Raw genomic sequence first — 25,844 nt, 5'->3', positions numbered from 1 at the left:
CTCAGCCTCTCCGGGGTTCGTGGCGGCGGATCCGGGTGGCCACCGCGTCCGGGTCCACGCCGAGGCAGCGGACCGAGAACGCGCCGACCGCGCGCAGGTATTCGGCTTGCAGCACCGCCTCGTCGACACGGGTGGGGCGGCCTTCGGCGACCAGCACCTCGCCGCCCACCACGACGGTGTCCACGTCCGCGGAGCCGCCGAGGGTGAGGAAACCCTCCAGGGGCCGCGGGTTGAGCAGATATCGCCAGTCGTCGGCGCGGATCAGCACCACGTCGGCGCGTTTGCCGGGTTCCAGGCTGCCGATCTCGTCGGCCCAGCCCAGTCCGCGGGCCGCGACGCTGGTGGCCATGGCCAGTGCGTCGGTGGGCAGCACCTCGGTCGGGTCGGCGTACATCTCGGTGTACGACTGCCAGGTGACCCGCATCGCCTCGGCCATGCCGCCCACCGGCAGAGCCGCCCCGTCGGTGGACAGGGACACGTCGAGTCCGGCGCGGCGCAGTTCCGGGATGACCCGGGTCTCGGTGAGCGTGGACTCCCCCACCGGGCCGTACTTGGCCGGTGAGTGGTTGATGTGCACACCCGCGTCGATGAGCAGTTTGCGTTCGTCGGGGTCGGCGAACCCGCAGTGCACCGCCATGAACCTGTCGGTCAGCAGGCCCAGGTCCGCGAAGCGGCGGATCCCGGTGGTGCCGTAGTACGTGCGCATCGCCTCCGCTTCGTTGCGCAGCGCCGCGACGTGGGTGGCGAACGGCACGTCGTACCGGTCCATCAGGTCGCGGAAGCCCGCGCCCAGCTCGTCGGTCATGTTGGTGCCGTAGACGGCCGCGGGCCGTGCCCGGACCAGGCCGTCCGGGTCGGCGGCGGCCGCGGCCAGCAGCGCCTCGATGCGGTGCAGGACCGCGTCGGTGTCCCGGGTACGCCGGAACCGCGACTCACCCGGAGCGCACACCGCGTCCGACGCCCAGGTGCTGATCACGGCGCGCAGGCCGAGCTCGCGGGCCGCGGTGACCAGCGCCTCGGGCCGGTTGTACGAGCCGACGTCGGCGAGCGTGGTGACCCCTGACCGCAGCTGGGTCCACATCGAGTAGCGGGCGATCGCCACGGCCTCGTCGGGGGTGAGCCGGTCGATCTGGTCGGTGAACGCGTCGAACATCATCGAGATCTGCGGCATGTCCCCGCCCAGCGCCATGAACGCGGCCACGTCGCCGCGGTCGGTGGCCGGACGCAGCGCCCCCTTGAACGGAAACCGCAACGCGAACAGGTCATGCCAGTGCGGGTTGACGAAGCCGGGCAGGATCATCGCGCCGGTGGCGTCGACCGTGCGGAGCGTGGCGCGCGACTCTGGCGCGACGAGCGCCTCGACGTCGGCGGTGGGTCCGGCGGCGACGATGCGGCCGCCGTCGGCCAGCACCGCGCCGTCCGGGATCACCGATGCGCCGGCATCGGACGGGTACAGGTGCCCGCCGCGGATCAGCAGCATGCTCATCCGGCACCGCCCGTGTCCTGGGCTGACTCCCAGGCGGCGGTCAGGTGCGCGGCCCATGCGTCGATGGTGGGGTCGGCGGCCAGGTCGGCGAACGGCACGCGCAGCCCGGCGCGGCGCCACCCGGTGGCCAGCCGCATCACCTCCAGGGAGCCGAGTCCGAGGTAGACGAGGTTCGCGTCGCCCGGGATCCCGTCCGGGTCGACGCCGAGGATGCCCGCGACGGCGCGGCGGAGGTCGTCCGCGGCCGGCGGGGCGGCGAGGGGTGTGCTCATGTCGGTGGTCCCTTCTCAGGTGGCGGTCCAGTCGCGGGGAGCGGCGCGGTCGGCGGCCGCGGCGGCAAGGACCTTCTTGTCGACCTTGCCGAGCGGGGTGAGCGGGAACGCGGCCACGAACTCCACCCGGTCGGGCAGCTTGTACTCGGCGAGCCCGCGCTCGTGCAGGGCCCGTTTGAGGTCGGGCAGGGTGGGCTGCCCGGCCGGGCACACCAGGAACGCGTACGTGCGCTCGCCCAGGTAGTCGTCCGGTACGGGGACGACCGCAGCGCGGCTGACCAGCGGGTGGGTCAGCAGGTGCCGTTCCACCTCCCCGGCGGAGATCTTGTCGCCGCCGCGGATGACCACGTCCTTGAGCCGGCCCTCGATGACGAGGTTGCCGTCCTCGGTGAGCTGGGCCAGGTCGCCGGTGCGGTAGAACCCGTCCGCGGTGAACGCGCGCCGGTTGTGCTCGGCGGCCCGGTAGTACCCGCGCAGCGTGTACGGGCCGCGGGTGAGTAGTTCCCCGACCTGCCCGGGCGGCAGGTCCTCATCGTGTTCGCCGACGATGCGTATCTCGTCGCCGTCCGACACCGGGCGCCCCTGCGTGTGCACGACGGTGTGCGGGTCGTCGCCGTCGCGGGTCATCGACAGCAGGCCCTCGGCCATCCCGAACACCTGCTGCAGCCGGCAGCCCAGCGCCGGTGTGATCCGGGCGGCCAGTTCGGGTTGCAGCTTCGCGCCGCCGATCTGGATGAGCCGCAGGCTGGACAGGTCCGCGTCGCCCCATTCGGCGGCCTCCAGCCAGAGCTGGGCGACCGTGGGCACCACCGAGGTGATCGTGACGTGCTCCGCGGCGATCAGCTCGAAGCAGCGGTCGGGGCCGGGGTCCTCGGCGATGACGACCGTGCCGCCGCGGGACAGCGTGCCGATGACCCCGGGGCAGCCCCAGGTGAAGTTGAACTCCACCGGCAGCGCGGCCAGGTACACGTCGTCCGCGCTCACCCCGCACAGCTCGGACACGGTCCGCACCTGGTACGCGTAGTCGTCGTGGGTCCGCGGGATCAGCTTCGGCAGCGCCGTGGTGCCGCCGGAGAGCAGGAAGAACGCTACATCGGAGGCGACCGCCGGATACGGCGTGACCGGCTCGGCGTCCACGTCGGCCAACGGCACCAGGCGGTGGTCGCCGCGTACGCCGTCCAGCACGAACGCCTGCCGCAGGCCCGGCACCTCGTCCAGCATCCGGCGGGCCAGCGCGGTGTGGTCGAAGCCGCGGTGCTCACGGGGTACGACGTAGCCGACCGCGCCGGACAACTCGGCCAGGTGGCGGATCTCGCTGGCCCGGTGCGACGCCAGTGAGAACACCGGGGCGGCGCCCGCCCGGAACAGCGCGAACGCGACGATCACGAACTCCGGCACGTTGGGCAGTTGCAGCACGACCCGGTCGCCGGGCCGCACACCGTGCCGGGCGAAGCCCGCCGCCATCCGGTCCACCCGGGCGTCCAGCTCCCGGTATGTGATCCGGTCGGGGCCGGCGACCAGGGCGGTGCGGTCCGCGTACGTGGTGGCCCATGCCCGCAGCAGGTCGCCGAGGGTTTCCCCGCGCCACCATCCGGCGCGGCGGTAGCGGGCCGCGGTCTGCGCGGGCCACGGCGTGCATCCGTCAAGCATGGTCGCCTCCTTCAGGCCGGTGTCCGGCGGTGATCTCGACGACCGCGCACCCGGCCTCCATGCCGGGGGTGGCGCCGATGAGCAGCAGGTGGTCGCCGGGCACGACGGCGCCGTCGAGCCACAGCCGTTCCAGGGCGAGGAACGGGTCGGCGGCGCCCGCGTGCCCGACGTGCCGGGTCAGGTCCCACACGCCGAGCTCCGCGTCGATGCCCAGCGGGTCGAGCAGCATGGCCTGCAGCGGGCCGCGGGCGTATCCGACGTGGCAGACCCGGGCCACCTTGTCCCACGGCACGCCCGCGTCGGCCAGCGCCCGGTCGGCCGCGTCGGCCACACAGTCGCCGAAGTTGCCCATCGGCGGTGCGGCACCACTGGCCCACTGCTGCCGCCAGTACGCGCTGCGTTCCTCGAAGTTGAGGCCGCGCCCGACCGTGACGCCGGGCGGGAACAGTGCCTCCCCGCCGCGGTGCAGTTCCTCCATGCGCGGGTCGGAGACGGCCGCGAACGAGCGCACCCGGGCGAACCCGCCCCGCCGGGAGACCACCACGGCGGCGCCCGCGTCGGCGAGGACGAACAGCGTCGACGCGCGCCACCGGTCCACGAGCGGGGCGCCGAAGTTGTCGCCCGCGGTGAGCAGCACCGCGTCGTGGTCGGTGCCCGCGGCGAGCCGATGCGCGGCCATCTCCAGGGCGGCGATCATGCCGAGGCAGCCCTGGCGTACCTCGATCGCGGTGACCGGGCGGTCGACGGCGTGCCGCAGCACGTAGTGGGGGGCGGACCAGCCGTCCGGTCCCTGGTGGAACGTGCCGCTGTGCAGCACGGCCCCGATGTCGTCCGGGCCGTGCCCGCTGCGGCGCAACGCCACCGTGGCGGCCCGCGCGGCCAGTTCGGGTGCGGGTGTGTGACCCGCGATGCGGACGCTCAGCAACCCGGAGTTCCGGGCGTCGGCCTCGTCATACCAGCCGCGGCGGACCGCGTCGGCGATGCCGGTCGCGGGGGGCAGCTCGCTGCCGATGCCGGCGAGGTACACGTCGTCGACGCGCATCACACTGTCCCGGCCCGGGCGGGGACGAGGTACCGGGCGACGCTGTCGAGCTTCTCGCACGTCTCCTCGAACTCTCGTTCCGGTGTGGACTGCCCGACGATGCCGGCGCCCGCGCGCAGCCACGTCCGGCCACCCTTGCGGTACGCGCTGCGCAGCACCAGCGCCGCGTCCATCGCCCCGTCGGCGTCGATGGTCAGCACCGCCCCGCTGTACAGGCCGCGGCCCTCCGGCTCGTGGCGGCGGATCGCGGTGTACGCGGCGCTCTTGGGCACGCCCGACGCGGTGACCGCGGGGAACACCGCCCCGAACGCGTCCCACGCCCGCTTGCCCGGGGCGAGCCGCCCGGCGACCTGGGACGCCAGGTGCTGGACCGTGCCGCGTTCGCGGATCGCCATGAACTCGGGCACCCCGATGCTGCCGGTCTCGCACACCTCCTCCAGCTCGTCCGTGCCGACCTTGACCGAGATGGCGTGCTCGTACACCTCCTTGGCGGAGCCGAACAGGTCCGCCCGCAGCGCCTCGTTGGCGAGCAGGTCCGGGGTCAGCGCGCGGGTGCCGGCCAGGGGCTGGCTGACCACCTCACCGTCCGCGGTGACCTTGACGACGATCTCAGGGCTGAACCCGACCGCCTCCTCGCCGCCCAGGCGCAGCAGGAACGACCGCGCCGGGTTGTTGCCGCGCCGCCCGGCCAGGTACGTGGCGACCAGGTCGATGTCGTCGTCCACGTCGACCACCCGGGACAGGATGACCTTGTGCAGTTCGCCGCGGTTGATCTCGTCGACCGCCCGGGCCACGGACTCCCGGTACCCGCCGACGCCGCGGTTGCGCACGTCCAGCGGGCGGGGTTCGGCGCCCGGCACGGGCGGCAGGACGGACAGCGTGTCCAGCAGGACGGCGAGCGTGACCTGGTCGGCGGCGCGCACCTCGGCGTGGCCGTCGCGCAGGCGCACCTCGACCTCGGGGATCACCAGGTGCAGCAGCGGGCCGTCGCCGACGTGGTCGAGGTCGCCGGATTTTGCGTACGACAGCTCGAACGCGGCCCAGCCGTACGCCCGCCACGCGGGGACCTCGACCGTGTCGAGCAGGTCGGAGACGAGCCGCAGCGGCCGGTCGGACCAGGGGCGTACGACGTCGGGACGGCCGGTGTGGCGCAGCCGGGCGCCGGTACGGTCCAGGGTCAGCTCGGCGCGGGCGCCTCCGGCGTACGACCAGCGGCCGCCGCTCTCGTACACGACGTACGACTCGAACAGGCCGCTGGCGGCGAGCCCGGCGGCGACCTCCATCGGCTCGGCGGACAGCGGGACGCGGGTCTCGAAGTAGTTCAGCGACGTCGTGGGGGTGGTCATCTGCGGTGTCCTTTCCGTCTGTGCGAGTTGAGTGCGGTGCGGCGGCTCATCCCACGGGCAGGTGAGCCAGGTATCCCTCGACGTTGCGGCGGGTTTCGGCCACGCTGTCCCCGCCGAACTTCTCGGCGACCGCGTCGGCCAGCACCAACGCCACCATCGCCTCGGCGACGATGCCGGCGGCGGGCACCGCGCAGACGTCGGACCGCTGGTGGTGGGCCCGGGCGGGCGCCCCGGTGGCAACATCCACCGTGGACAGCGCCCGCGGCACGGTGGCGATCGGTTTCATCGCGGCCCGCACCCGCAACGGTTCGCCGGTGCTGACCCCGCCTTCGATGCCGCCCGCCCGGGCGGAGGTCCGCCGCACTCCGGCGCCGTCCGGCACGATCTCGTCGTGCGCCGCCGAGCCGGGCACCCGGGCCAGGGCGAAGCCGTCGCCGACCTCGACGCCTTTGATGGCCTGGATGCCCATGAGCGCGGCCGCCAGGCGGGCGTCCAGCCGCCGGTCCCAGTGGGCGTGCGAGCCCAGACCCACCGGCATCCCGTACGCGAGGACCTCCACGACCCCGCCGAGCGTGTCCCCGGCCCGGTGCGCCTCGTCGACGCGCGCCACCATCGCGGCGCTCGCACCCGGGTCGAGGCAGCGCACCGGGTCGGCGTCGAGCCGTCCGGCGTCCTCGGGCTGCGGGTACGTCCCGGCCGGGGCGGCCACCCCGCCCAGCTCGACGACGTGCGACACGATCCGCACCCCGGCGGTCGTCATCAGGTACGCGGCGGCCACCGCGCCGAGCGCCACCCGGGCGGCGGTCTCCCGGGCGCTGGCCCGTTCGAGTACGGGGCGGGCGTCGGCGAAGCCGTACTTCTGCATGCCGGCCAGGTCGGCATGGCCGGGCCGGGGGCGGGTGAGCGGGGCGTTGCGGGCGAGCCCGGCCAGCGTTTCGGCGGGCACCGGGTCGGGGGCCATGACCTGTTCCCACTTGGCCCATTCGGTGTTGGCCACCAGGATCGCCACGGGCGAGCCGAGCGTGCGGCCGTGGCGTACGCCGCCGACGATGGTGACCTGGTCGCGTTCGAAGCTCATCCGGGCGCCGCGGCCGTGTCCGAGCCGCCGCCGGGCCAGCGCGTCCGCGAGGTCGGCGGTCGTGACGGGCACCCCGGCGGGCAGACCCTCCAGTGTGGCGACCAGCGCGGAGCCGTGCGACTCGCCCGCGGTGAGCCAGCGCAACGCGTTCACGCCGCCTCCTTCAGTACGGACGGCGCGCCGTCGCAGGCTTCACCCGTTACCGTCGTTCCCCTGTTGGTAGGTGCCAGTGTCAGGACGCTGCCCGCTCCGGATCCCCGGGGCGCGGCGGCCCGGACGCGGGAGGCGAGCGGGCGGCGGGTCGCGGGCGCCGCTGTTCCCGCGTCCAGCGCTTCCGGACCATGCAGCCACGCGACCGTGTCGTACATGTCGTCGGCGGTCAGTGCGGCCAGCATCCGGTCCCGGTCGCGGGCCTCATCGCCCGCGACGTGGTACAGCCGGCTGCCCATCTCCCGCGCCAGCAGCTGGATGCGGGCGGTGCGATCCCGGCGGTGCGCGGCGTATGCGCTGAGGCCCTGCGGCAGCGCCCCGATCGCGAGGAACCGGCCGAGCACGACCGCGTCCTCCAGTGCGGTGCACGCGCCCTGGGCGGCGTACTGAAGCATGGGGTGGGCGGCGTCGCCCAGCAGGGCGACGCGCCCGTCGACCCAGCGGTCCACCGGGTCGCGGTCGCACAGCACCCACGAGCGCCAGCCGTCGCCGAGTTCCAGCAGCCGCCGCGCGGCGCCGCCCAGCGCGGGGAACTGGTCCAGCACGTGCGCCCGCTCCACCGCCTGTCCGGTGACTTCGCGGCGTGCGCCGTCGTCGCGGGTGGCGGCCAGGTTGAGGAACTCGCCGCCGCCGATCGGATAGTGCACGAAGTGCCACCGCGGTCCGGCCCACAGCGTGACCGCGTTCCAGCGCAGGTCCGCCGGCACGCGGTGCATCGGGATGACCGCGCGGTAGATGGTGTGCCCGGACACGCGGGGGCGGCCGTCGCCGACGAGCTGGGCGCGCACCACGGAACGGATCCCGTCGGCGCCGATCAGGGCGGCGCCGGTAACCCGCTCGCCACCGGCGGTGTGTGCGGTGACCCGGTCTGGGTCCTGGGTGTACGCCGTGACCGCGCACCCGGCGCGCAGCTCGATCCGGTCGTCGGCCCGGCATGCGCCGAGCAGGGCCTCGTAGAGGTCGCCGCGGTGCACCACCGCGTACGGGTTGCCGAATCGGGCCCGGTACCGGCCGGTCAGCGGCATGCCGGCGAGCCTGCGCCCGGTGCGGCCGTCCATGAGCCGCAGTTCGTCGATGAACACCGCCCGCTCGCGCACCCGCTCGCCCACGCCGAGGCGGTCCAGCGCGTGGAACGCGTTGGGGGCCAGCTGGATGCCGGCGCCGTACTCGGCGAACGTGTCCTGTCGTTCCAGGACGGTGACGCGGTGCTCGCGGGCGGCGACGGCCAGCGCCGCGGCCAGCCCGCCGATGCCGCCTCCGGCGACGATGATCTCCGCCATCATTCCCCTCCCGTGGTTACCAACTAAAACGCTATGTTGGTAACCACGGGAGAACAACGGTCGCGCGATAAGGATGCGTTGTCGCCTCGCAAACCGCGTCACGTGAACGATCAACGGCGCAGGTTCGGAGTCGCAGCGCAGGGTTTGGCGAAGTAGCGCAGGGTTTGGCGAAGCAGCGTGCGCAGCGCCGCCGCCCAGCGCTTGTTCCCCCGTGACGGACAGACAGTCGGCGCCGAGGCAACAGTGGCGGCCCCGCCGGTTGCGTTGCGCGCACGCGGCAGCGGGGCGGCTTGGGTCCGGCGTGACCCAGTGCCGGGTGGCGGGCCCAGTGCCGGGTGGCGGGCCCAGTGCCGGGTGGCGGCCGGTTCCGCCGGGCTCGGAAGGGCAACTCCCGGGGGTCTCCTGCAAGCCCTTACAGGTCTGATGTCGTAAATGAATCGGGGCGGGTCGGAAATCGTGCGGTTGCGTGGGACATCCACCCACCCCGCGAGATCGATCAGGTGACGTGGCCGATCCATTGCCGACATCAGAGCGATAGGGCTTCGAGGACCATCTGCGATGGCGAAGCGGTCGACGACATGGATCCATCACGAGCCATGTCATCAGCTCGCGCACCGAACGCCGGGCGCACGAATGGTGGGACCGAGGAACGCGGGCACACGGACCGGGCGCGAAACAGCGCGAACACGGGACGGACGAACAGGGCGGCGCGAACAGGGCGGCGCGAACAGGGCGGCGCGCACACGGGACGGCGGACACCACGGGACCGCGGACACCACGGGACCGCGGACACCACGGGACCGCGGACACCACGGGACGGCGCGGACACAGAACGGCCCCGCCGGGGGGACGGGGCCGTTCCTGTGGGGCGGAGAGAAGGGTCAGTCGGTCACCGCCACGGGCTCGCGGGACGGGGCCGCCGCCGGGGCGGAACTGGCCGGGGCGGCGACGGGCGCCGGCTTGCGGCCGGGGACCAGCACCGCGGAGACGATCGCGATGACGATCGACAACCCGGCGGACAGGCTGAACGCGGTCTTGAAGTTGTCCACACCGCTGCCGAGGGCACCGAGACCGGCGATCGCGACCGCGACCGACAGGCACAGGCCCACGCCGAGCTGGCGCAGCGAGTTGTACAGACCGGACGCCAGGCCCATCTGCTGCGGCGGCACGCCGGTGGTCGCGGCGAACGCCGTGGTGATCATCATGACCGTCACGCCGAGGCCGAGCAGGACACCGCCGGGCAGCACATGGCTGAGGTACGAGTCCGGCCCGGACGCCTGCGTCAGCCACAGGGAACCGGCCAGCAGGAACAGCGCGCCGCCGACCAGCACCGGGCGGGGACCGTACTTCATGGTCGCCTTGGCCACCGGAAGGCTGGCCAGCACGACCACGAATGCCTGCGGGAAGAACGCCAGCCCGGTCTTGATCGACGAGTAGTGCAGGATCTGCTGCATGTAGAGGGTCAGGCAGAACGTGGAGATGGACATGACGCCGCCGGACAGGAACGCCACCGCGTTGCCGCCCGTGACGCTGCGGATCTTGAAGATGCTGAGCGCGACGAGCGGCTCCTTGACCCGGGTCTCCAGGATCAGGAACGCGATCAGCAGCACCGCACCGGCCACCATCGGCCAGATCACCGAGCCGGCACCCCAGCCCTTGTCGGCGGCGATGGTCAGCGCGTAGCTGAACAGGCAGAACGCGCTCGTGACCAGCAGCGCGCCGGGGACGTCGACGCGGCGGACCTGGTGGCCCTGGTGGTCCGGGGCGAGCTTGCGCAGCGCGGAGACGACCAGCAGGATGCCGACCGGGACATTGACGTACATGACTGAGCGCCAGCCCAGGGTCTCGGTGAGGATGCCACCGGCGAGCACACCGCCGGCGAATCCGGCCGACGCGACCGCGCCGAACACACCCATGGCCTTCGCCCGTTCGGCGGGCTGGGGGTAGCCGGCGGCGATCAGGGCCAGCACCGCGGGTGACACGGCTGCCGCGGACAGGCCCTGCAGGGCCCGCGCGAGGATCAGCACGATGGGTACGGTGGCGAGCCCGCCGACGAGCGACGCGAGCGTGAACACGATCAGGCCCGCGACGAACATCCGCTTGCGGCCGAACAGGTCACCGGCGCGGCCACCGAGCAGCAGGAAGCCGCCGAAGAACAGCGCGTACGCGCCGATCACCCACGGCAGGCTGCCGCTGGTGAAGCCCAGGTCCCGGTGCATCGCCGGCAATGCGACGTTCACGATCGCGAAGTCGAGCGTGAGCATGAACTGCGCGCTGCACAACAGCGCGAGTGGCGGGCGTCCGCCGTTGGGAGAACTCATTTTCCCTTTCCTTCCGCCTCGATGTCGGAATTCTTTTCCGATCTCGGCACGCCTCGGTTTCGGCGCGCAGGGGGGCACCGGCGCATTACTGGAATTCGGATCGTGGACACCGGAACAGAACGGCGACCGACGATTCTTTGTGTGGAGCGGGCGGACCGGACCTCCCCGGTTCCTTTCTGCGCCTGCCCTTCCGCCGATACCAGGTCAGCGTAGGACCAATGGTGCCGCCCGCCCTACAGACGACGTCACGACCAGGACGTGAATTCCTCACATTCGATCATGACGAATTCACACTCGGAGAATGGTGCCGATCAGGCGCGCAGCGCGGCGCCCACGGCCAGCGCCATGCGTTCGATGCTGGGGTCGTCGAACAGGTCGTCGACCGAGGTCTCGACCCGGAAGAACTCCTGGATCTGCGCGGTCAGCGCCGCGGCCCGGATGGAGTCGCCGCCGAGTTCGAAGAAGTTGTCCAGCACCCCGATGCCCTCCAGGTCGAGCGTGGTCGCCCAGAGCTGCCGCAGGCGCTGCTCGATCGGGTTGCGCGGCTCCTGGTACGCGCTGCCCACGTCGGGCCGCGATTTCGGCGGCTCCGGCAGCGCGTTCCGGTCGATCTTGCCGTTGGTGGTGGTCGGGAACGTGCCGACCACGTACGCCACGGGGATCATGAACGACGGCAGGCGGTCCCGCAGCGCCGACCGGATCTGGCGTACCGACGGGACCGCGCCCGTCTCCGGCTCCAGGTACGCGACCAGCCGGGTGTCCCCGGTCTCGTCCTTGCGCGCCAGCACCGCGGCCTGGTGCACGCCCGGCTGCGCGGCCAGCGCGACCTCGATCTCGCCGAGGTGCACCCGGTTGCCGCGCACCTTCACCTGGTTGTCCGTACGCCCGACGATCTCGATGTTGCCGTCCGGCCAGTACCTGGCCAGGTCGCCGGTGCGGTACAGGATCGGGTGCCGGGCCGGGTCGATCGGGTTGGGCAGCCACTTCTTCGCGGTGGCCTCGGGCTGGTTGAGGTAGCCCTCGGACAGGCTGTCGCCGGCCACGCAGATCTCCCCCACCACGCCGGGCGGCACCGGCTGCAGCCGCTCGTCCAGCACGTAGGTCTTGACGTTGTGCAGCGGGCGCCCGATCGGGGGCAGTTCCCGGGCCCGGCCGTGCTCGCCCAGCCGCTGCCCCAGCTCGGTGATGTCGCACGTGGCGACCACGGTCGCTTCGGCGGAGCCGTACAGGTTGAAGACGTGGAACGGCAGACCGGACGGCCACGACTGGACCCGTTCGCCGCAGATGCGGATGTTGCGCAGCGCGGTCTCGGCGGGCCACTCCTGCTCCCACAGCCGTTCGGCCATGGCCTTCATGAGCAGCGTGTGGGTGATCCGCTCGGCGACCAGCCAGTCGCGCAGCCACACCGGGGAGGTCACCACGGACGGCTCCGGGATCTGCACGGGTGCGCCCGCGGCCAGCACGGAGAAGCATTCGACCTCGACCATGCCGTACCCGGGGGCGGCCAGCCAGGTGCCGCGGGACTCGGCGGTGATGCCGAGGACCGTACGCATGCTGTGGATGAGGTTGCGCGCCGCGCCGTGGCGCACCAGCACGGCCTTGGGCCGGCCGGTGGAGCCGGAGGTGTAGCAGACGTGGATGAGGTGGTCCGCGGTGACCGGTTCGCTGACCGCGGTGTCCGGCTCGGTACGCCAGTCCGCGGTGTCCAGCGGGACGACCGGGCAGATGCCGTACAGCTTGGGTTCGTGGGCGGCCATGGTCAGCACGGCCACGGACTCCGCGTCCTCGATCATGTACCGGAGCCGGTCGACCGGGAAGTCCGGGTCCAGCAGCACCGCCGCGGCGGCCAGCTTGAAGCAGGCCAGCTGCGCCACGAGGCTTTCCGCGCTGCGCGGGAAGCAGGTGGCGACCCGGCTGTGCGGGCCGACCCCGAGCGCGGCCAGCCGGTGGGCGAGCTGGTTGGCCTGCCGGTCCAGTTCCCCGAACGTGAGCGTGCCGCCGGGCCACGTCAACGCGACCGCGTCCGGGGCACGCCCGGCGATCTCCGCGACGACCTCGTGGAAGAACGCGGGCGGCACCGGTGCGTCGGTCCGGTTCCAGTCCACCAGGATGCGGTGCCGGTCCTCGTCGGTGAGCAGGGCGATGTCGCGTACCGCGATGGTCGGGTCGGCCGCGAGCGTGTGCAGGACGCGGCCCAGGTGCAGCGCGTACTGGTCGGCGGCGGCATCGTCGAAGTCGTCCGCGGACATCAGCAGCCGGGCTTCGTCGCGGGTGACCACCACGGTGAGCGCGGCCGTCGGCACCCCGCCAGGAGCTTCGCTGAGCACGGCGCCGGTGGCGGGCCGCGGGTCGTGGGCGTCCAGCGGGGCGGACCCGATGGCCACCAGCAGGCCGCACGCGGTGGTGTCGCCGGTGACCCGGATCGGCCAGGCGACGTCGCCGTCACCCGCGATGACCAGGTCGGTCTCGCCGGTGTAGCGGTGGATGAGAACGGCCAGCGCGGCCTCGGCGTACTCGCGGCGCCGCCACAGCGCGGCGCCGGGAACGTCGAGCGGCCGGTGGTGCACCGCCCCGGTACGGCGGCCCCCGGCGCGGGCCAGCGGCAGTGTGGACGTGTGGGTCGACTCCATCGGACTGTCTCCTTTCGCGGGTGCGGCCCTACGCGGCGAGCGCGGACCGGTGGACGGGCCGTCGCGCGGCGGCGGCGCGGGCGAGTTGTTCGACCATGCGCACGGTCTCGCGCCATCCGACGCAGGCGTCCGTGACGCTCTGCCCGAACGTGAGCCGGTGCGCCTCGCCCAGCACGAGTTCCTGGCGGCCGGGGACGATGAAGCTTTCCAGCATCACCCCGGCGATGCCGTGCTGGCCGTCTTCGACCTGCCCGGCGATGTCGGCGACCACCGCAGCCTGGCGGCGGTGGTCCTTGCCGCTGTTGCCGTGGCTGGCGTCGATGAACACCCGGGGCGGCAGCCCGGCCGCGCCGAGCAGGCCGAGGGCGCGTGCGACGTGCGCGGACGTGTAGTTCGGGCCGTCGCTGCCCCCGCGCAGCACGACGTGACAGTCGGGGTTGCCGGTGGTGGCCACCACGGCGGCCTGCCCGTCCTCGGTGATGCCGGGGAAGACGTGCCCGCGCGACGCGGTGACGATGGCGTCGACCGCGTCCTCCACCCCGCCGTTCGTGGCGTTCTTGATGCCGACCGGCATGTGCAGGCCGCTGGCGAACTGCCGGTGCACCGGGCTCTGCACCGTACGGGCGCCGATGCAGCTCCAGGACACCGCGTCGGACAGGTAGCGGTGCGGCACCGGGTCGAGGAATTCGCAGGCGACCGGCAGGCCGGCGTTCGCGATCTCGACCATGAGGCGGCGCGACAGGCGCAGGCCGCCGCCCAGGTCGTCCGAGCCGTTCAGGTCCGGGTCGCTGACCAGGCCCTTCCAACCCAGCCGGGTACGGGGCTTCTCCACGTACACGCGCATCACGACGATCACGTCGTCGGCGGTGCGGTCGGCGAGGGCGAGCAGGCGTTCGGCGTACGACAGGGCGGCGGCGGGGTCGTGCACCGAGCACGGCCCGGCGACGACGACCAGGCGGTCGTCCGTACCGTGCAGCACCCGGGTGATGGCGTCACGGGCCTGGTGCACGGCGTTGCCGGCGCGCAACGGCAGGGGGATCTCGTCGCGCAGTTGCGCGGGAGTGGGCAGTAGGTCGACCGCGGCGAAGCGCGGAACGGTATCGGCGAGCAGGTGCATTGCGATGTTCCTTCCCATGGGGGTCAGCCGCCGTCGGCCGCGAGTACGGCCGCGGAGAAGGTGAAGCCCATGCCGGTGCCGACGAGGAGCACGGTGGCACCCGGCCGCAGCAGGTTCGTGGTGACGAGGTGGTGCAGGGCGTAGACGCCGTCGGCCGGTCCGAGGTGGCCGGTGGTCAGGCCCAGGTCGGTGAGCAGGTTGCGCGGCTGCCCGGGCAGCGGGCGCAGGAAACTGTCGGCCATCAGTGCCTTGCCCACGAACGGCGGGCAGTACCAGTCGACCTGCTCGATCGAAAGGCCCGCCTCGGCGAGCGCGCGGTCGACCACGCTGCGGGTGCGGGTCGCGGAGCGTTGGCGTACGTCGCGCAGCGACAGCTCGCCCTTGGCCAGGAACTCGCGGGTGCGCTTGCGGGTGTCGGTGTGCTGGTACGGCACGGTGCCGAACGGCTCGTCGCCGCGGGAGAGGCCCTCCAGGTCGGTGTCCGCCTCGGACACCACCGACACCAGGCGCAGCGGCCCGCCGGTTCGCGACACGACCGCGGCGGCGCCGCCGTCGCCGAAGACCATGCCGGGCGACAGGTGGAACCGGTCGACCGGCGGGGCGAAGCGGTCCGCCAGGGTGAGCAGCGCGGCGGGCAGGTCGGGCCGGGCGGTGAGCAGTCCGGCGGCGAGTTCCAGGCTCGCCAGGCTGCCGTTGGAGGCGGCGGAGACGGTCAGCGGCATCCCGGTGAGCTGGGCGCCGAGCAGCCGCCCGGCGATCCAGCAGGCGGCGGGCCACATGTCGATGCCCTGGAAGTAGCCGTGGCTGTGCAGGTGCAGCGCGTCGGCGCCGACGACGGTGCCGGCGTTCGCGGCCTCTTTGATGGCCTGGCGGCCCGCGGCGACGGCCAGCTCGGGCGGGGCGTGCCGGGCATCCGCGTACGAGACCATGCCGGTGCTCGCGGCGGCGTCGGCGGGGTACGAGCCGTCCGCGACCGCCCGCTCGATCGGCACGCGCTCGCCGAGCGCAGCGCCGGTTCCGGCGATCCAGATGTCGTCGAACTGCATCGCGATCCTCTCCCCTGTCCAGTCGGTGCGTTACCGGTAACAACGGTAGAGTGGTAACACTGGAGCGAACAATGATCCGGTGATTAGCGGTTCTTCTCGCGTGATAAACGGAAACCCCGATGCAGCGCCCCGCACAACGCACTACCGGTGTCCGTTATTCGTCAGTAAGGTGGTGGCCATGCAGCGACAACCCGGAGACAGGGCCGTGGCCCCGGGGCCGCTCGCCCTGGTGCAGTCGTTCCTCAACAGCATCAACGTGGAGTTCGGGCCCGACGAGCTCGCCACCACCGCGGGCTTCGCCCGCTGGCTCGACCGCAACGGATTGGCCACTCCACCCTCCGGTGTGGACGATCTGGACCTGCGCCGGGCGGTCGCGTTGCGCGAGGCGCTGCGCGCCCTGCTGCGGGAGAACAACGGCGCCGCCCCCGACCCGGCCGCCCGCCGCACCGTGGAGCACGTGTCCCGCGACTGCCCGCTGGTGGTCGGCTTCGACACCGACGACAGCGGCCCGGTACTGCACCCGGCCCAGTCCGACGTGCGGGGCGCGCTCGCGATGATCCTGGCCCGGGTGGTCGCCGCGGTCGCCGACGGGTCCTGGCAGCGCCTCAAGGCGTGCAGCGAGCACCGCTGCGAGTGGGTGTTCTACGACCGCTCCCGCAACCGGTCCAGTCGCTGGTGTTCGATGGCGGTGTGCGGCACGCGGGCGAAGATGCACACGTACCGGCACGGCACGGCGGAGGCCGCGGCACGGCACTGACCCCGCCGGCGGCACCGACGGGGTCCTGCGGGACGGCACCGGGCTACGGCGCGCTCTCCCGGCCCAGCAGCGCCCGGGCCACGACCAGCTTCGTGGCGGCCGCGGTGCCGTCCGCGAGCTGCAGCCCGATCACGTCGCGCAGCCGCTGCGCCACCGGGCCGTCCTCCGACCAGCCGAGCTGCCCCAGCGTCAGCAGCGCCTGGTGGACCGCCTCCATCGCCGCCTTCGGCGCCCACCACTTCGCCATGTTCGCCGGGATCCGCGGATCCTGGCCCGCGTCCGCCGCCCGCAACGCCTGATACGCCACCAGCCGCGCCGCGTGCAGCATCGTGTGATGCTCCACCAGCGGGAACGCCACGGACTGGAACTGCCCGAGCCGCTTGCCGAACGCCTCGCGCCGCCCCGCGTACGCGACCGCCTCGTCCAACGCGGCCCGGCCCACCGCGATCGCCATCAGCGCGATCAGTGCCCGCGACACCCCGAACCCGCGCATCACCTCGACGAACCCGGCCCCGGGCCGGCCCACCACGGCGTCCGCACCGACGCGCAACCCGTCGAACACGATCCGGCCCCGGCCACCGGAACGGCAGCCCAGATCGCGGTGCCGTTCCCGGCTCACCCGCGGGTCGCGCAGGTCCACGAAGAACGCGGTGATGCCCCGCGGCCCCGGCTCCCCGGTACGGGCGAAGACCAGGCTGTGCGTGGCGTACGCGGTGACCATGATGGACGCCTTCTCACCGGTCAGCACCCAGCCGCCGGCGGAGTCCGGCTCGGCGCGCATCTCGATTGCGGCGGCGTCCGTGCCGTGCCCCGGCTCGGTCAGCGCGAGCGTGAGGATCGACTCCCCGGCCGCGATCGGCGGCAACCACCGGGCCAGCTGATCGGGGGTGCCGTTGGCCGCCAGCACGCCACCGACCAGGGCCGCGTTGAGCACCGGATAGCACACCGACAGGTCCGCTGCGGCCAGCTCCTCCAGCACGATCCCGGCGCTGACCGCGTCCAGCTCCTGCCCGCCGTACGCGCGGGGGATGCGTACCGCGAACAGGCCTTCGGCGGCCAGGTCCGCGAGCAGGCCCGGCCGGTACTCGCCGCTGCGGTCCGCGGCAGCCCGGTACGGGCCGACCCGGTCGGCCGCGAACGCGCGGACCCGCTTGGCCAGGATCCGCTGCTCCGGCGTGAGCTCGTCGTCCATCACCGCACCCCCAACCGGTCCCGCAGCACGAACTTCTGCACCTTCCCGGACGGGGTACGCGGCAGCGCGTCGACGACCTCCACCCGCTCCGGCCAGTACTGCTTGGCCATTCCGAGCCCGGCCAGGTGAACCCGCAGGTCAGCCACGTCCAGCGGCCGGTCCCGGACCACCAGCACCGCACACGCCCGCTCCCCCAGCCGGTCGTCGGCGTACCCGACCACGGCCACGTCCCGGATCTCGGCGTGCCGCAGCAGCGCCGCCTCCACCTCCAGGACCGGGATGTTCTCCCCGCCGCGCACGATGATGTCCTTGACCCGGCCACTGATCCGGATGCCGCCGTGCCCGTCGTCGCGGGCCAGATCCCCGGTGTCGAACCAGCCGTCCGGGCTCGTCGACGCCGCGTACAGCTCGGGGCGGCGGTAGTAGCCGAGGCACTGGGCGGAGCCGCGTACCTGAAGGAGGCCGGAACCTCCCGGCCGGACCGGGCCGCCGGTGCGGCCGTCCACGATGCGCACCCGCATGCCCGGCACGACCGTGCCGTCGCTCTGCGCGGCCCGCAGCGGCGGGTCGTGCGGCCGGGTGATGGTCACGCAGCCGTTCTCGCTCATCCCCCACAGCGCGTAGACCCGGCAGCCGAGTACGGCGTCGGCCTGCTCGACCAGCGTCGGCGCGATCGGCGCGCTGCCGGTGGCGAACGAGTGCAGCGCGGACAGGTCGTGCGGGTCGTCGCGCTGCGCCTCGATCAGGTCGGACAGGAACGTGGGTGCACCCATGAAGAACGTGACCCGCCGCTGCTGCAGGATCGCCAGCATCCGCTGCGGATGCCACGCGTCCACGTGCACCGCGGTCGCGCCCAGCAGCAGCGGCATCACCAGGTTCCACGTGTAGCCGGCCTGATGGGTGGTGGGCGAACCCATCGCGGTGACTTCGTCGCCGGTCAGGCCGAGCACGTCCGCCTGGGCCTTGTTCATCGAGTACAGCGTGTTGTGGCTGTGCACCACGCCCTTCGGTTCGCCCGTGGTGCCCGAGGTGAACACGACCTGCGCCGGGTCGTCCGGCCCCGCCTCGTCCGCCCGCGGCGCGGGGCTGACCGGGGCGAGCAGTTCGGCGTCGAAGTCCAGGGCGCCGGGCCCACCGCCGATCAGCACCCGGTGCCGCAGCGTCGGCACGGCCGCGGCCACCTCGGCGCTCATCTCCGCGTACGAGAAGCCGGAAAAGCTCGCCGCGGCCAGGTAGATCGGGCTGGCCGTGAGCCGGGTCATGAACTCCACCTCGCGGCGCCGCATGATCGGCACGACCGGGCCGGCGACCGCGCCGATCCGGGCGCACGCCAGGATCGCCGCGACCAGCTGCCACGAGTTGGGCAGTTGCAGCGTGACGACGTCGCCGCGGCGGGCGCCGAGCCGGTGCAGGTTCCCGGCGATCAGCTCCACCCGCCGGGACAGTTCCGCGTACGTCAGCTCCACGACCCCGCCGTCCTGATAGCAGACGAACGCGGGCTTGTCCGGGTGCCGGGCGACCGCCCGGCGCAGGTCGTCGAGCACGGTCTCGCGCCGCCACCAGCCCTTCGCCCGGTACTGCAGTGCGTCCTCGGTGACGGTCATCGCACGGCCCTCCTCGGGCGGGCCAGGGCCGCGCGGGCCCGGGCGGCAACGGTGAGCGCACCGACCCCGGCGCGCTCCAGCAGGTACTTCTGGTCGCCCGCGACCGGCACGAACGCGTCCGGCATGGCGACCCGGTGGACCCGTACCGGGATGTGCTCGGTGAGGGTCTCGGCGACCGCGGAGCCGAAACCCCCGGCACGCCAGTGCTCCTCGACCGTGACGACCGTGCCGCCGGGCCGTACCACGGCGAGCAACGTCTCGGCGTCCAGCGGCTTGACCGTGTGCACGTGCAGGACGGTCGCGTCGATGCCGTCCGCGTCGAGCAGATCCGCGGCGTCCAGCGCCGCATGCACCGGGTACGGGCCGCAGGCGGCCAGCGTGACGTCCGTGCCCCAGCGCAGCACCTGCGCCTCGCCGAGGCGTACCGGCGGGCCGGGTGGCAGGTCGGGGGTGGCGTTGCGGCCGAGCCGCACGTACACCGGACCGGGCCGGTCCAGGGCCTGACGCACCAGGTCCTCGGTGGAGGCGGCATCCGCGGGCACGACGACGGTGAGGTTGGGCAGGGCCCGCAGCACGGCCAGGTCCTCCAGCGCGTGGTGGGTGGGTCCGAGATGCCCCGCGGACACCCCGGAGTGGGTGGCCATGATGCGCACGGGCAGATTGTTCAGCGCGATATCGATCTTCACGGCTTCGATCGCCCGGGACGCCGCGAACGCGGCCATGGTGTTCACCACCGGGATGCGCCCGGTACGGGCCAGGCCCGCGGCCGCGCCCATCAGCGTGTGCTCGGCGATGCCGACGTTCAGGTAGCGGTGGGCCGCGGCGCCGAAGTCGACACCGTCGAACAGGCCGGTGTCACTGTCCAGGCACACCAGCCGGTCGTCGGCCGGCAGCAGCTCGGCGAGCAGGTCCCGATACACCTCACGGGACGAGCGGACAACGGCGGCCGCGGTCATGATCGGCCCCTTTCGGCCGCCCGGAGCACCGCGTGGGCCCGCTGCTGCTGCCGCTCCCCCAGCCGAGCGTAGTGACTGCGGGCCTGGCCCTCGATGAACGGCAGCCCCTTGCCCTTGACGGTGTGCGCGAGGACCACCGTGGGCCGGTCGGCCGCCGCCCCGTCGAACGCAGCGGTCAGCTCGTCGACGTCGTGGCCGTCGGCCTCCAGCACCCGCCAGCCGAACGCACGCCACCGGTCGGCCAGTGGCTCCAGCGCGTCCACCGTCTCGGTGCGTCCGGTGATCTGCAGCCCGTTGCGGTCGACGACCGCGAGCAGGTTGCCGAGCCGGTGGTGGGCGGCGACCGACGCGGCCTCCCACACGGAACCCTCCTGCAGCTCGCCGTCGCCCATGACGACGACCGTGCGCCGGTCGGTGCCGTCGAGGCGGGCGCCCAGGGCGAACCCGACGCCCAGCGCCAGGCCGTGCCCGAGGGAGCCGGAGGGCATCTCCACGCCGGGGATCTCGGGGTGCGGGTGGGCCATCAGCGGGCTGCCGCGTTGGCCGTACCCGGCGAGGACCTCGGGTGGGAAGAACCCGGCCTCGCACAGCGTCGCGTACAGGGCGATGCCGCCGTGACCCTTGCTGAGCAGCAGGATGTCGCGGCCCGGGTGGCCGGGACGTTGCGGGTCGATCCGCAGTACCCGCAGGTACAGGGTGGCCAGGATCTCCACGAGGGACATGGAGCCGCCGAGGTGGCCGCCTTCCGGTCCGGCGCACATGTCGACGATGTGCCGCCGGATGCGCAGGGCCGCGGCCCGCAGGTCGGCGGTACCGGTCACCGGGTCGTCGAGGTCCAGGGCGTCCGGCCCGCCCGGCAGGGTGGTGGTGATCATGGTCTCCTCCTCAGTTGGGGTGCAGGCCGGCTCAGTTGGGGTGCAGGCCGGTGAACTCCAGACCGGCGGTCTCGGGCTGGCCGAAGCGGATGTTGAGGCATTGCACGGCGTTGCCCGCGCCGCCCTTGACGAGGTTGTCCAGCGCGGCGATCAGCGTGACGTGCGGGGCGCCCGGCTCCAGCGCGAAGCCGACGTCGCAGAAGTTCGACCCGGACAGGATCTTCGCGTCGGGGAACCGGTGGTGGCCCCGGCGGTGTGCGACTACCCGCACGAACGGCTCCTTGGCGTACCGGGCGCGGTAGGCGGCGCGGATCGTGCGCTCGTCGGCGGCGTCGGTGACCGCGGCCCGGCACACCAGTTGCACCCCCCGCACCGCTTCGACCCCGGTGGCGGTCATGCGTACGGCCAGGCCGGTCGCCTGTGCCATCTCCGCCTCGTGCCGGTGCCGGGTCGGAGCGAACACGCGCAGGGCGCCGCTGCGTTCGGCGTGCAGGTTCTCCGAGCCGGCCCGGGCGCCCGCGCCGGACGACCCGGTACGCGCGTCCACGGTGATCTCCCCGGTGATCAGCCCGGCCTCGGCCAGCGGCACCAACGCGAGGATCCCCGCGTTGGCCATGCACCCGTGCACACTGATCCGGTCGGCGGTGCGCAGCCGGTCCCGGTACAGCTCCGGCACCCCCGGCACGAACGTATCCAGCAGCTGCGGCGCCGCGTGCGGCACCCCGTAGTACTGCTCGTACGCGTCGGTGCAGCGCAGCCGGAAGTCGGCGGACAGGTCGATCACGGTGTCGGCCAGCCGCAGGAACTCCGGCATCTGCGCCATCGTCTCCCGGTGCGGGGTGGCCAGGAAGATCGCGTCGTAGTGGTCGAGCCGGTCCACGGCGCAGAACGTGAGCCGGGTCCGGCCCCGCAGGTTGGGGTGCACCCCGTCGACCGGGCGCCCGTGCAGTTGGCGGGAGGTGGCCGCGGCGACCTCCACCCCGGGGTGTCCGATGAGGATGCGCAGCAGTTCGCCACCGATGTACCCGGCGGCGCCGACGACCGCAACGCGGATCATGGTTGGGCCCTCCTGATCAGCAGTCCCGCCATGGCGTCCGCGACGTCCACGCCGGGGTGGGCGGACTGGAATCCGCGGAACTCGACCCGGTCGTTGACCTCCAGTACGACCAGCCGGCCGTCGGTGTCCTCGATGAGGTCGACGCCCGCGATGTCCGCGCCGACCGCGTCCGCGGCGGCCACGGCCAGCTTCGCTACCTCGCCGGTGAGCGTGCACGGTTCGCTGGTCGCCCCGCGGGCCACGTTGGTGCGCCACTGCGTGCCGCGCCGGTACGTGGCCCCGAGGGCCTGACCGTCGACGACCACGACACGCAGGTCCCGGTCGGCGGTGGACATGAGTTCCTGCAGGTAGATGACGTGGGATTGGGGCGAGGGCAGGGCGGCGACGTGTTCCAGCACCGCCTCGGCCGTGGCCCGGTCGGGCAGCCGGGTGACCAGCCGCCCCCAGGACCCGACGAGCGGTTTGACCACCGCCGGGTATCCGATCTGCTCGCACGCGGCCAGGGCCGCTTCCGGCGCCACGGCCAGCGCGGTGCGCGGGGTGGGCAGGCCACGGGCGGCCAGGGCCGCGGACGTGTGCCACTTGTCGCCGCTGATGTGGGTGGCGGCGGCGCTGTTGAGCACCACCGCCCCGGCCGATTCGAGCGCGCTCGCCGCGTACAGGGCCCGGAAGTGGCCCACCTCGCGGTTGAGGACCACGTCCGGGCCGGTCCATTCGCCGGCGACGAACAACGTACGGGGGTCGAGGAGCGTGAATGCGGCGCCGCGCCGGTCCAGCGCGGCCATGATCTGCTTCTCCTCGTACCGCACCCGCGAGGCGAGTACGCCGAGGCGTGGTCCGTCAGTCATCGTCAGCGTCCGCCTACTCGCCCCAGTCCTGCTCGACCTCGGGGGCCGGGGTCAGGCTGGGCGGGTCCATGGAGGCGATCTCGAGTTCGATCCGGCAGTCCGGGCATTCGACGATCTCGCTGACCCGGGACTCCGGGTCGACCGCCACCTCGGCGTTGCATTCCGGGCATTCCAGGGCGTACATGAGCTTCGGCATGATGATCCTCGGTTCACGATCGAAATGGTCGGGCTGAGCCAAACCGTAAATGGTGAAGGCCGGGAATCGCCAATAAAATGCGCTGCTCAGAATGAGCGGATCCGCTTATCGGGGTCGCAATAACCCGCGATACCGGCCCAGTATAAGCATTCCTTCTTGCCGCCGCGGTACATCTTCGCCCGATCGGTTCTAGTGTTTGCGAATCCATTCCTCGCAGCGATCCCGAAAGGAGCGCCGAGTGCTGACCACAACGAATCCGAACGGCCATGGCGTCGTGTCCACATCGGCCGGCACCGGACCGTCCACCGCGCAGCCGTCGGTCGGCGAGCGAACCCCGGGCGAGACGTTCGCCGCCGCGGTACGCGACGCCACGGGGGGCGGTGACCTGAGCGTCCCGTTCGGGATCCACCTGCCCGCCGCGTTCCCGCTGTTCGCCTCCCGGCCCCGGTACACCGTCCGCCACCTGCTCAAGACCCTGTCCGTGCCGGACGCCCCCGCCCCCCACGTGTACGAGCCGCCCCGCGGCGGCCTCACCACCACGGGCACCTCGTACGCCGCCACCCCGGAAGCCGCGTTCGCCCTCCGGCTGGACACCACCCGGCTGACCGACCTCACGGTCACGGTGACCCTGCCCGACGGCATCCTCGCCCACCCCGACCTGCTCGCGACGTTCGTGGACCTGCGGGTCCTGGTCCGGCTGTCCGTGCTGGAGAACCAGTCGCTGCTGCACGGCACGCCGGACGGGGCGATCCAGGGCCTGCTGCAGCTGCCCGGCATCCGCAGCGACACCGCGGACCGCGGCGACCTGGCGACCGCGGTGACCGCCGCCGCGGCCGAGGTGGAGGAGACCGGCGGCTCGTGCGACGGCATCGTCGCGCACCCCGCCGTGTACTGGGAGCTCGTTCGCAGCGGCGCCCTGGGCCGGTTGCAGCTCGCCGGGATCACCGTGTCCCGGACCCGGATGATGCCCCGCGACACGCTGCTGCTCGGCGACTTCCGGGCCGCGCTGACCCTGCTGCTGCCCGGCCGGGCGAGCATCACCCTGCACCGCGGTGCCGGTACGGCCGGCGCCGACGTCGTCGAGGCCACCTCCCGCGTCGGCCTGGCCGTGCACCTGCCGCAGCACCTGCTGGCGCTCACGCTCGGCGCGTCGTCGTGACGCGCCCCCGCGTGCTGTACCTGACCGGCTGGACCCGCAGCGGCAGCACCCTGCTCGGCAACGTCCTCGGTGAACTGCCCGGGGTGCTGCACGTCGGGGAGATGCACTACCTGTGGCGCAACGGCGTCCTCGGCGACGGCACGAACTCCACCTGCGGATGCGGCGCCCCGGTCACCGCGTGCGAGCTGTGGTCGTCCGTGCTGGCCGACAGCGGCGCGGGCACCGCCGAGGTCGCCCGCCGGATGGTCCGGCTGCAACGGGCCCACCTGCGGACCCGGCACGTCCGGGCCCGGCTCGCCGAGTCCCGCGGCACGGTCGCACCCGCGGCCGGGGTCACCGAGGCGGTCGGCCGCAGCGCCGGGATCTACGCGCTGCTCGCCGAACGCGGCGGCGAACGCCTGATCGTGGACGGCTCGAAATACCCGGCCGAGGCCGCGGCGCTGCTCGGTCGCTCCGATGTGGACGTCCGGGTGCTGCACATCGTGCGGGATCCGCGGGCCACCGCGTTCTCGTACAAGCGGGCCAAGGCGTACATCGACCCGATGCACCCGGCTCGCAGCAGCGGGTTCTGGACCGCGTTCAACCTGATGTCGGAGCTGGTGGGCCGCGCCGGGGGCGAACGGTACCTGCGGATCCGGCACGAGGACCTGTGCGCCGCACCGCGGGAGACCGTGGCCCGGGTGATGCGGTTCGCGAGGCTGGACGGGGAACCGCCGGTGGACGCCGCCGGGCGGGTCGCGCTCGGCGTCAACCACACCGTCACCGGCAACCCGGACCGCCTGTCGTCCGGCGAGACCGTCATCCGCGCCGACGAGCGGTGGCGCACCGGACTGTCCGTACCGGAAAAGGCCGCCGCCACCGCACCCGCCCTGCCGGTCCTGGCCCGGTACGGCTACCCCGCGGTGCCGGCCCGCTGACGTCCCGTACCGAAATCAAGGAAGGAAGCCGACTCATGGACCTGGGTCTGGAGGGTCGCGTCGCGCTCGTGGCCGCGTCGAGCAGCGGCCTCGGCCTGGCCGTGGCGAAGACCCTGGCCGCGGAGGGCGCACACGTGTCGATCTGCGGCCGCAACGCGGGCCGCCTGGCCCGCGCCCACGCCGAGATCAGCAGCGTGGCCAAGGGTGACGTGCTCAGCGTCCCGGTCGACGTGCGCGACGAGCGGGCCGCGGCGGCGTGGGTACGCCAGACCGCCGAGACGTTCGGCGCTCTGCACATCGTGGTGACCAACTCGGGCGGGGTGCAGTTCGGTCCGGTGGAGAGCTTCGGGGTCTGCGACTACCGCGAAGCCATCGAGACGAACCTGATCCCGCACGTCAGCATCACGCTGGCCGCGCTGCCGCTGGTCAAGAAGAGCGGCTGGGGCCGCCTGCTGATGATCACCTCGGAGGCGGTACGCCAGCCCGACCCGGCCAGCGGCCTGTCCTCGGTGGCCCGGCTCGGGCTGCTCGGCTACATGAAGGGTCTCGTGCACGCGCTCGGGCCCAGCGGCGTCACGGTCAACGTGCTGGCACCCGGCTTCCACCGCACCCCGATCCTCGACGAGCAGTTCGGCGCGGACGTGGACGCGGAGATCGCCCGGGTGGCCCGGCACATCCCGATGCGCCGCATCGGCGACGTGGCGGACTTCGGCGCGCTGGCCGCCTTCCTCGCCAGCGACCAGGCCTCGTACGTCACCGGCACGGTCCAGGTGATCGACGGCGGCAACACCCGCGGCATCTGACA

At 73.0% G+C, this 25,844-nt stretch carries 22 protein-coding genes; 4 read left to right on the top strand and 18 right to left on the bottom strand.

Annotation, left to right across the window (positions count from 1 at the left end):
* Position 1: 1 nt before the first annotated feature.
* The 11 genes from ACMCNK_RS29155 to ACMCNK_RS29105 form a co-directional block, all read right to left on the bottom strand.
* Positions 2 to 1,486 (bottom strand): amidohydrolase family protein, encoded by a 1,485-nt coding sequence (locus ACMCNK_RS29155; RefSeq protein ID WP_412739540.1) that lies wholly within the window; start codon positions 1,484 to 1,486, stop codon positions 2 to 4.
* On the bottom strand, positions 1,483 to 1,758 hold the full coding sequence (locus ACMCNK_RS29150) for a phosphopantetheine-binding protein (RefSeq protein WP_412739539.1): 276 nt from the start codon (positions 1,756 to 1,758) through the stop codon (positions 1,483 to 1,485). The genes ACMCNK_RS29155 and ACMCNK_RS29150 overlap by 4 nt, the downstream gene beginning before the upstream one ends.
* Positions 1,759 to 1,773: 15 nt before the next feature.
* On the bottom strand, positions 1,774 to 3,408 hold the full coding sequence (locus tag ACMCNK_RS29145; protein WP_412739538.1) for a (2,3-dihydroxybenzoyl)adenylate synthase: 1,635 nt from the start codon (positions 3,406 to 3,408) through the stop codon (positions 1,774 to 1,776).
* Positions 3,401 to 4,450 (bottom strand): ketoacyl-ACP synthase III family protein, encoded by a 1,050-nt coding sequence (locus ACMCNK_RS29140; RefSeq protein WP_412739537.1) that lies wholly within the window; start codon positions 4,448 to 4,450, stop codon positions 3,401 to 3,403. Before ACMCNK_RS29140 ends, ACMCNK_RS29145 begins: the two co-directional genes overlap by 8 nt.
* Complete coding sequence (locus ACMCNK_RS29135) at positions 4,450 to 5,796, bottom strand: salicylate synthase (RefSeq protein WP_412739536.1); 1,347 nt, start codon at positions 5,794 to 5,796, stop codon at positions 4,450 to 4,452. The genes ACMCNK_RS29140 and ACMCNK_RS29135 overlap by 1 nt, the downstream gene beginning before the upstream one ends.
* Positions 5,797 to 5,842: 46 nt before the next feature.
* Entirely contained in the window at positions 5,843 to 7,027 is a 1,185-nt protein-coding gene (gene aroC / locus ACMCNK_RS29130) for a chorismate synthase (protein WP_412739535.1), read from the bottom strand.
* The gene (locus ACMCNK_RS29125; protein ID WP_412739534.1) at positions 7,024 to 8,364 is read right to left on the bottom strand and encodes a 3-hydroxybenzoate 6-monooxygenase; all 1,341 of its coding nucleotides are present in this window, start codon (positions 8,362 to 8,364) and stop codon (positions 7,024 to 7,026) included. The genes aroC and ACMCNK_RS29125 overlap by 4 nt, the downstream gene beginning before the upstream one ends.
* Positions 8,365 to 9,245: 881 nt before the next feature.
* A complete protein-coding gene (locus ACMCNK_RS29120) occupies positions 9,246 to 10,685 on the bottom strand; it encodes an MFS transporter (protein WP_412739533.1) in 1,440 nt (479 codons plus the stop codon).
* A gap of 311 nt (positions 10,686 to 10,996) precedes the next feature.
* Positions 10,997 to 13,315 carry a non-ribosomal peptide synthetase gene (locus tag ACMCNK_RS29115; RefSeq protein WP_412739532.1) on the bottom strand — a complete coding sequence of 773 codons (2,319 nt, stop codon included), beginning with the start codon at positions 13,313 to 13,315 and terminating at the stop codon, positions 10,997 to 10,999.
* Positions 13,316 to 13,343: 28 nt separating this feature from the next.
* Entirely contained in the window at positions 13,344 to 14,432 is a 1,089-nt protein-coding gene (locus ACMCNK_RS29110; protein ID WP_412739531.1) for a 3-deoxy-7-phosphoheptulonate synthase, read from the bottom strand.
* A gap of 23 nt (positions 14,433 to 14,455) precedes the next feature.
* Positions 14,456 to 15,478, bottom strand: a complete 1,023-nt coding sequence (locus ACMCNK_RS29105) for a ketoacyl-ACP synthase III family protein (RefSeq protein WP_412739530.1) — start codon at positions 15,476 to 15,478, stop codon at positions 14,456 to 14,458.
* Positions 15,479 to 15,656: 178 nt separating this feature from the next.
* Between ACMCNK_RS29105 and ACMCNK_RS29100 the strand changes: the two genes are divergently transcribed.
* A complete protein-coding gene (locus tag ACMCNK_RS29100; RefSeq protein WP_412739529.1) occupies positions 15,657 to 16,235 on the top strand; it encodes a CGNR zinc finger domain-containing protein in 579 nt (192 codons plus the stop codon).
* 43 nt (positions 16,236 to 16,278) lie between these two features.
* Here ACMCNK_RS29100 and ACMCNK_RS29095 read toward each other — a convergent pair whose 3' ends face one another.
* The 7 genes from ACMCNK_RS29095 to lysW are packed head-to-tail and all read right to left on the bottom strand — an operon-like array spanning position 16,279 to position 22,963.
* The gene (locus ACMCNK_RS29095) at positions 16,279 to 17,427 is read right to left on the bottom strand and encodes an acyl-CoA dehydrogenase family protein (RefSeq protein ID WP_412739528.1); all 1,149 of its coding nucleotides are present in this window, start codon (positions 17,425 to 17,427) and stop codon (positions 16,279 to 16,281) included.
* Positions 17,427 to 19,031, bottom strand: a complete 1,605-nt coding sequence (locus ACMCNK_RS29090; protein WP_412739527.1) for an AMP-binding protein — start codon at positions 19,029 to 19,031, stop codon at positions 17,427 to 17,429. The genes ACMCNK_RS29095 and ACMCNK_RS29090 overlap by 1 nt, the downstream gene beginning before the upstream one ends.
* Positions 19,028 to 19,987 carry a transketolase family protein gene (locus ACMCNK_RS29085; RefSeq protein WP_412739526.1) on the bottom strand — a complete coding sequence of 320 codons (960 nt, stop codon included), beginning with the start codon at positions 19,985 to 19,987 and terminating at the stop codon, positions 19,028 to 19,030. Before ACMCNK_RS29085 ends, ACMCNK_RS29090 begins: the two co-directional genes overlap by 4 nt.
* On the bottom strand, positions 19,984 to 20,862 hold the full coding sequence (locus ACMCNK_RS29080) for a transketolase (RefSeq protein ID WP_412739525.1): 879 nt from the start codon (positions 20,860 to 20,862) through the stop codon (positions 19,984 to 19,986). Before ACMCNK_RS29080 ends, ACMCNK_RS29085 begins: the two co-directional genes overlap by 4 nt.
* Before the next feature lie 31 nt (positions 20,863 to 20,893).
* Positions 20,894 to 21,919, bottom strand: a complete 1,026-nt coding sequence (argC, locus tag ACMCNK_RS29075; RefSeq protein WP_412739524.1) for an N-acetyl-gamma-glutamyl-phosphate reductase — start codon at positions 21,917 to 21,919, stop codon at positions 20,894 to 20,896.
* Positions 21,916 to 22,767, bottom strand: coding sequence for a RimK family alpha-L-glutamate ligase (locus ACMCNK_RS29070; RefSeq protein WP_412739523.1), 852 nt, complete (start codon positions 22,765 to 22,767; stop codon positions 21,916 to 21,918). The genes argC and ACMCNK_RS29070 overlap by 4 nt, the downstream gene beginning before the upstream one ends.
* Before the next feature lie 13 nt (positions 22,768 to 22,780).
* Complete coding sequence (lysW, locus tag ACMCNK_RS29065) at positions 22,781 to 22,963, bottom strand: lysine biosynthesis protein LysW (RefSeq protein WP_412739522.1); 183 nt, start codon at positions 22,961 to 22,963, stop codon at positions 22,781 to 22,783.
* 238 nt (positions 22,964 to 23,201) lie between these two features.
* On the opposite strand from lysW, the gene ACMCNK_RS29060 reads away from it, so the two are divergent.
* The 3 genes from ACMCNK_RS29060 to ACMCNK_RS29050 are packed head-to-tail and all read left to right on the top strand — an operon-like array spanning position 23,202 to position 25,842.
* Positions 23,202 to 24,122, top strand: a complete 921-nt coding sequence (locus ACMCNK_RS29060; RefSeq protein WP_412739521.1) for a family 3 encapsulin nanocompartment shell protein — start codon at positions 23,202 to 23,204, stop codon at positions 24,120 to 24,122.
* Positions 24,119 to 25,039 carry a sulfotransferase gene (locus tag ACMCNK_RS29055; RefSeq protein WP_412739520.1) on the top strand — a complete coding sequence of 307 codons (921 nt, stop codon included), beginning with the start codon at positions 24,119 to 24,121 and terminating at the stop codon, positions 25,037 to 25,039. Before ACMCNK_RS29060 ends, ACMCNK_RS29055 begins: the two co-directional genes overlap by 4 nt.
* A gap of 35 nt (positions 25,040 to 25,074) precedes the next feature.
* Positions 25,075 to 25,842, top strand: coding sequence for an SDR family NAD(P)-dependent oxidoreductase (locus ACMCNK_RS29050; protein WP_412739519.1), 768 nt, complete (start codon positions 25,075 to 25,077; stop codon positions 25,840 to 25,842).
* Positions 25,843 to 25,844: the final 2 nt, after the last annotated feature.

The organism is Krasilnikovia sp. MM14-A1259 (assembly GCF_047159535.1).
Lineage (GTDB): Bacteria > Actinomycetota > Actinomycetes > Mycobacteriales > Micromonosporaceae > Actinoplanes.
Note: the sequence above shows the minus strand (reverse complement) of the source record. Positions and strands in the feature narration are given on the sequence as shown.

Coding starts and splice junctions, on each gene's coding strand:
- ACMCNK_RS29115 (WP_412739532.1), bottom strand. CDS start 13,315: ATGGAGTCGACCCACACGTCCACACTGCCGCTGGCCCGCGCCGGGGGC.
- ACMCNK_RS29110 (WP_412739531.1), bottom strand. CDS start 14,432: ATGCACCTGCTCGCCGATACCGTTCCGCGCTTCGCCGCGGTCGACCTA.
- ACMCNK_RS29090 (WP_412739527.1), bottom strand. CDS start 19,031: ATGACCGTCACCGAGGACGCACTGCAGTACCGGGCGAAGGGCTGGTGG.
- ACMCNK_RS29155 (WP_412739540.1), bottom strand. CDS start 1,486: ATGAGCATGCTGCTGATCCGCGGCGGGCACCTGTACCCGTCCGATGCC.
- ACMCNK_RS29085 (WP_412739526.1), bottom strand. CDS start 19,987: ATGACCGCGGCCGCCGTTGTCCGCTCGTCCCGTGAGGTGTATCGGGAC.
- ACMCNK_RS29080 (WP_412739525.1), bottom strand. CDS start 20,862: ATGATCACCACCACCCTGCCGGGCGGGCCGGACGCCCTGGACCTCGAC.
- ACMCNK_RS29050 (WP_412739519.1), top strand. CDS start 25,075: ATGGACCTGGGTCTGGAGGGTCGCGTCGCGCTCGTGGCCGCGTCGAGC.
- ACMCNK_RS29145 (WP_412739538.1), bottom strand. CDS start 3,408: ATGCTTGACGGATGCACGCCGTGGCCCGCGCAGACCGCGGCCCGCTAC.
- ACMCNK_RS29135 (WP_412739536.1), bottom strand. CDS start 5,796: ATGACCACCCCCACGACGTCGCTGAACTACTTCGAGACCCGCGTCCCG.
- ACMCNK_RS29105 (WP_412739530.1), bottom strand. CDS start 15,478: ATGCAGTTCGACGACATCTGGATCGCCGGAACCGGCGCTGCGCTCGGC.
- ACMCNK_RS29125 (WP_412739534.1), bottom strand. CDS start 8,364: ATGGCGGAGATCATCGTCGCCGGAGGCGGCATCGGCGGGCTGGCCGCG.
- ACMCNK_RS29070 (WP_412739523.1), bottom strand. CDS start 22,767: ATGACTGACGGACCACGCCTCGGCGTACTCGCCTCGCGGGTGCGGTAC.
- ACMCNK_RS29120 (WP_412739533.1), bottom strand. CDS start 10,685: ATGAGTTCTCCCAACGGCGGACGCCCGCCACTCGCGCTGTTGTGCAGC.
- ACMCNK_RS29150 (WP_412739539.1), bottom strand. CDS start 1,758: ATGAGCACACCCCTCGCCGCCCCGCCGGCCGCGGACGACCTCCGCCGC.
- ACMCNK_RS29140 (WP_412739537.1), bottom strand. CDS start 4,450: ATGCGCGTCGACGACGTGTACCTCGCCGGCATCGGCAGCGAGCTGCCC.
- ACMCNK_RS29095 (WP_412739528.1), bottom strand. CDS start 17,427: ATGGACGACGAGCTCACGCCGGAGCAGCGGATCCTGGCCAAGCGGGTC.
- argC (WP_412739524.1), bottom strand. CDS start 21,919: ATGATCCGCGTTGCGGTCGTCGGCGCCGCCGGGTACATCGGTGGCGAA.
- lysW (WP_412739522.1), bottom strand. CDS start 22,963: ATGCCGAAGCTCATGTACGCCCTGGAATGCCCGGAATGCAACGCCGAG.
- ACMCNK_RS29100 (WP_412739529.1), top strand. CDS start 15,657: ATGCAGCGACAACCCGGAGACAGGGCCGTGGCCCCGGGGCCGCTCGCC.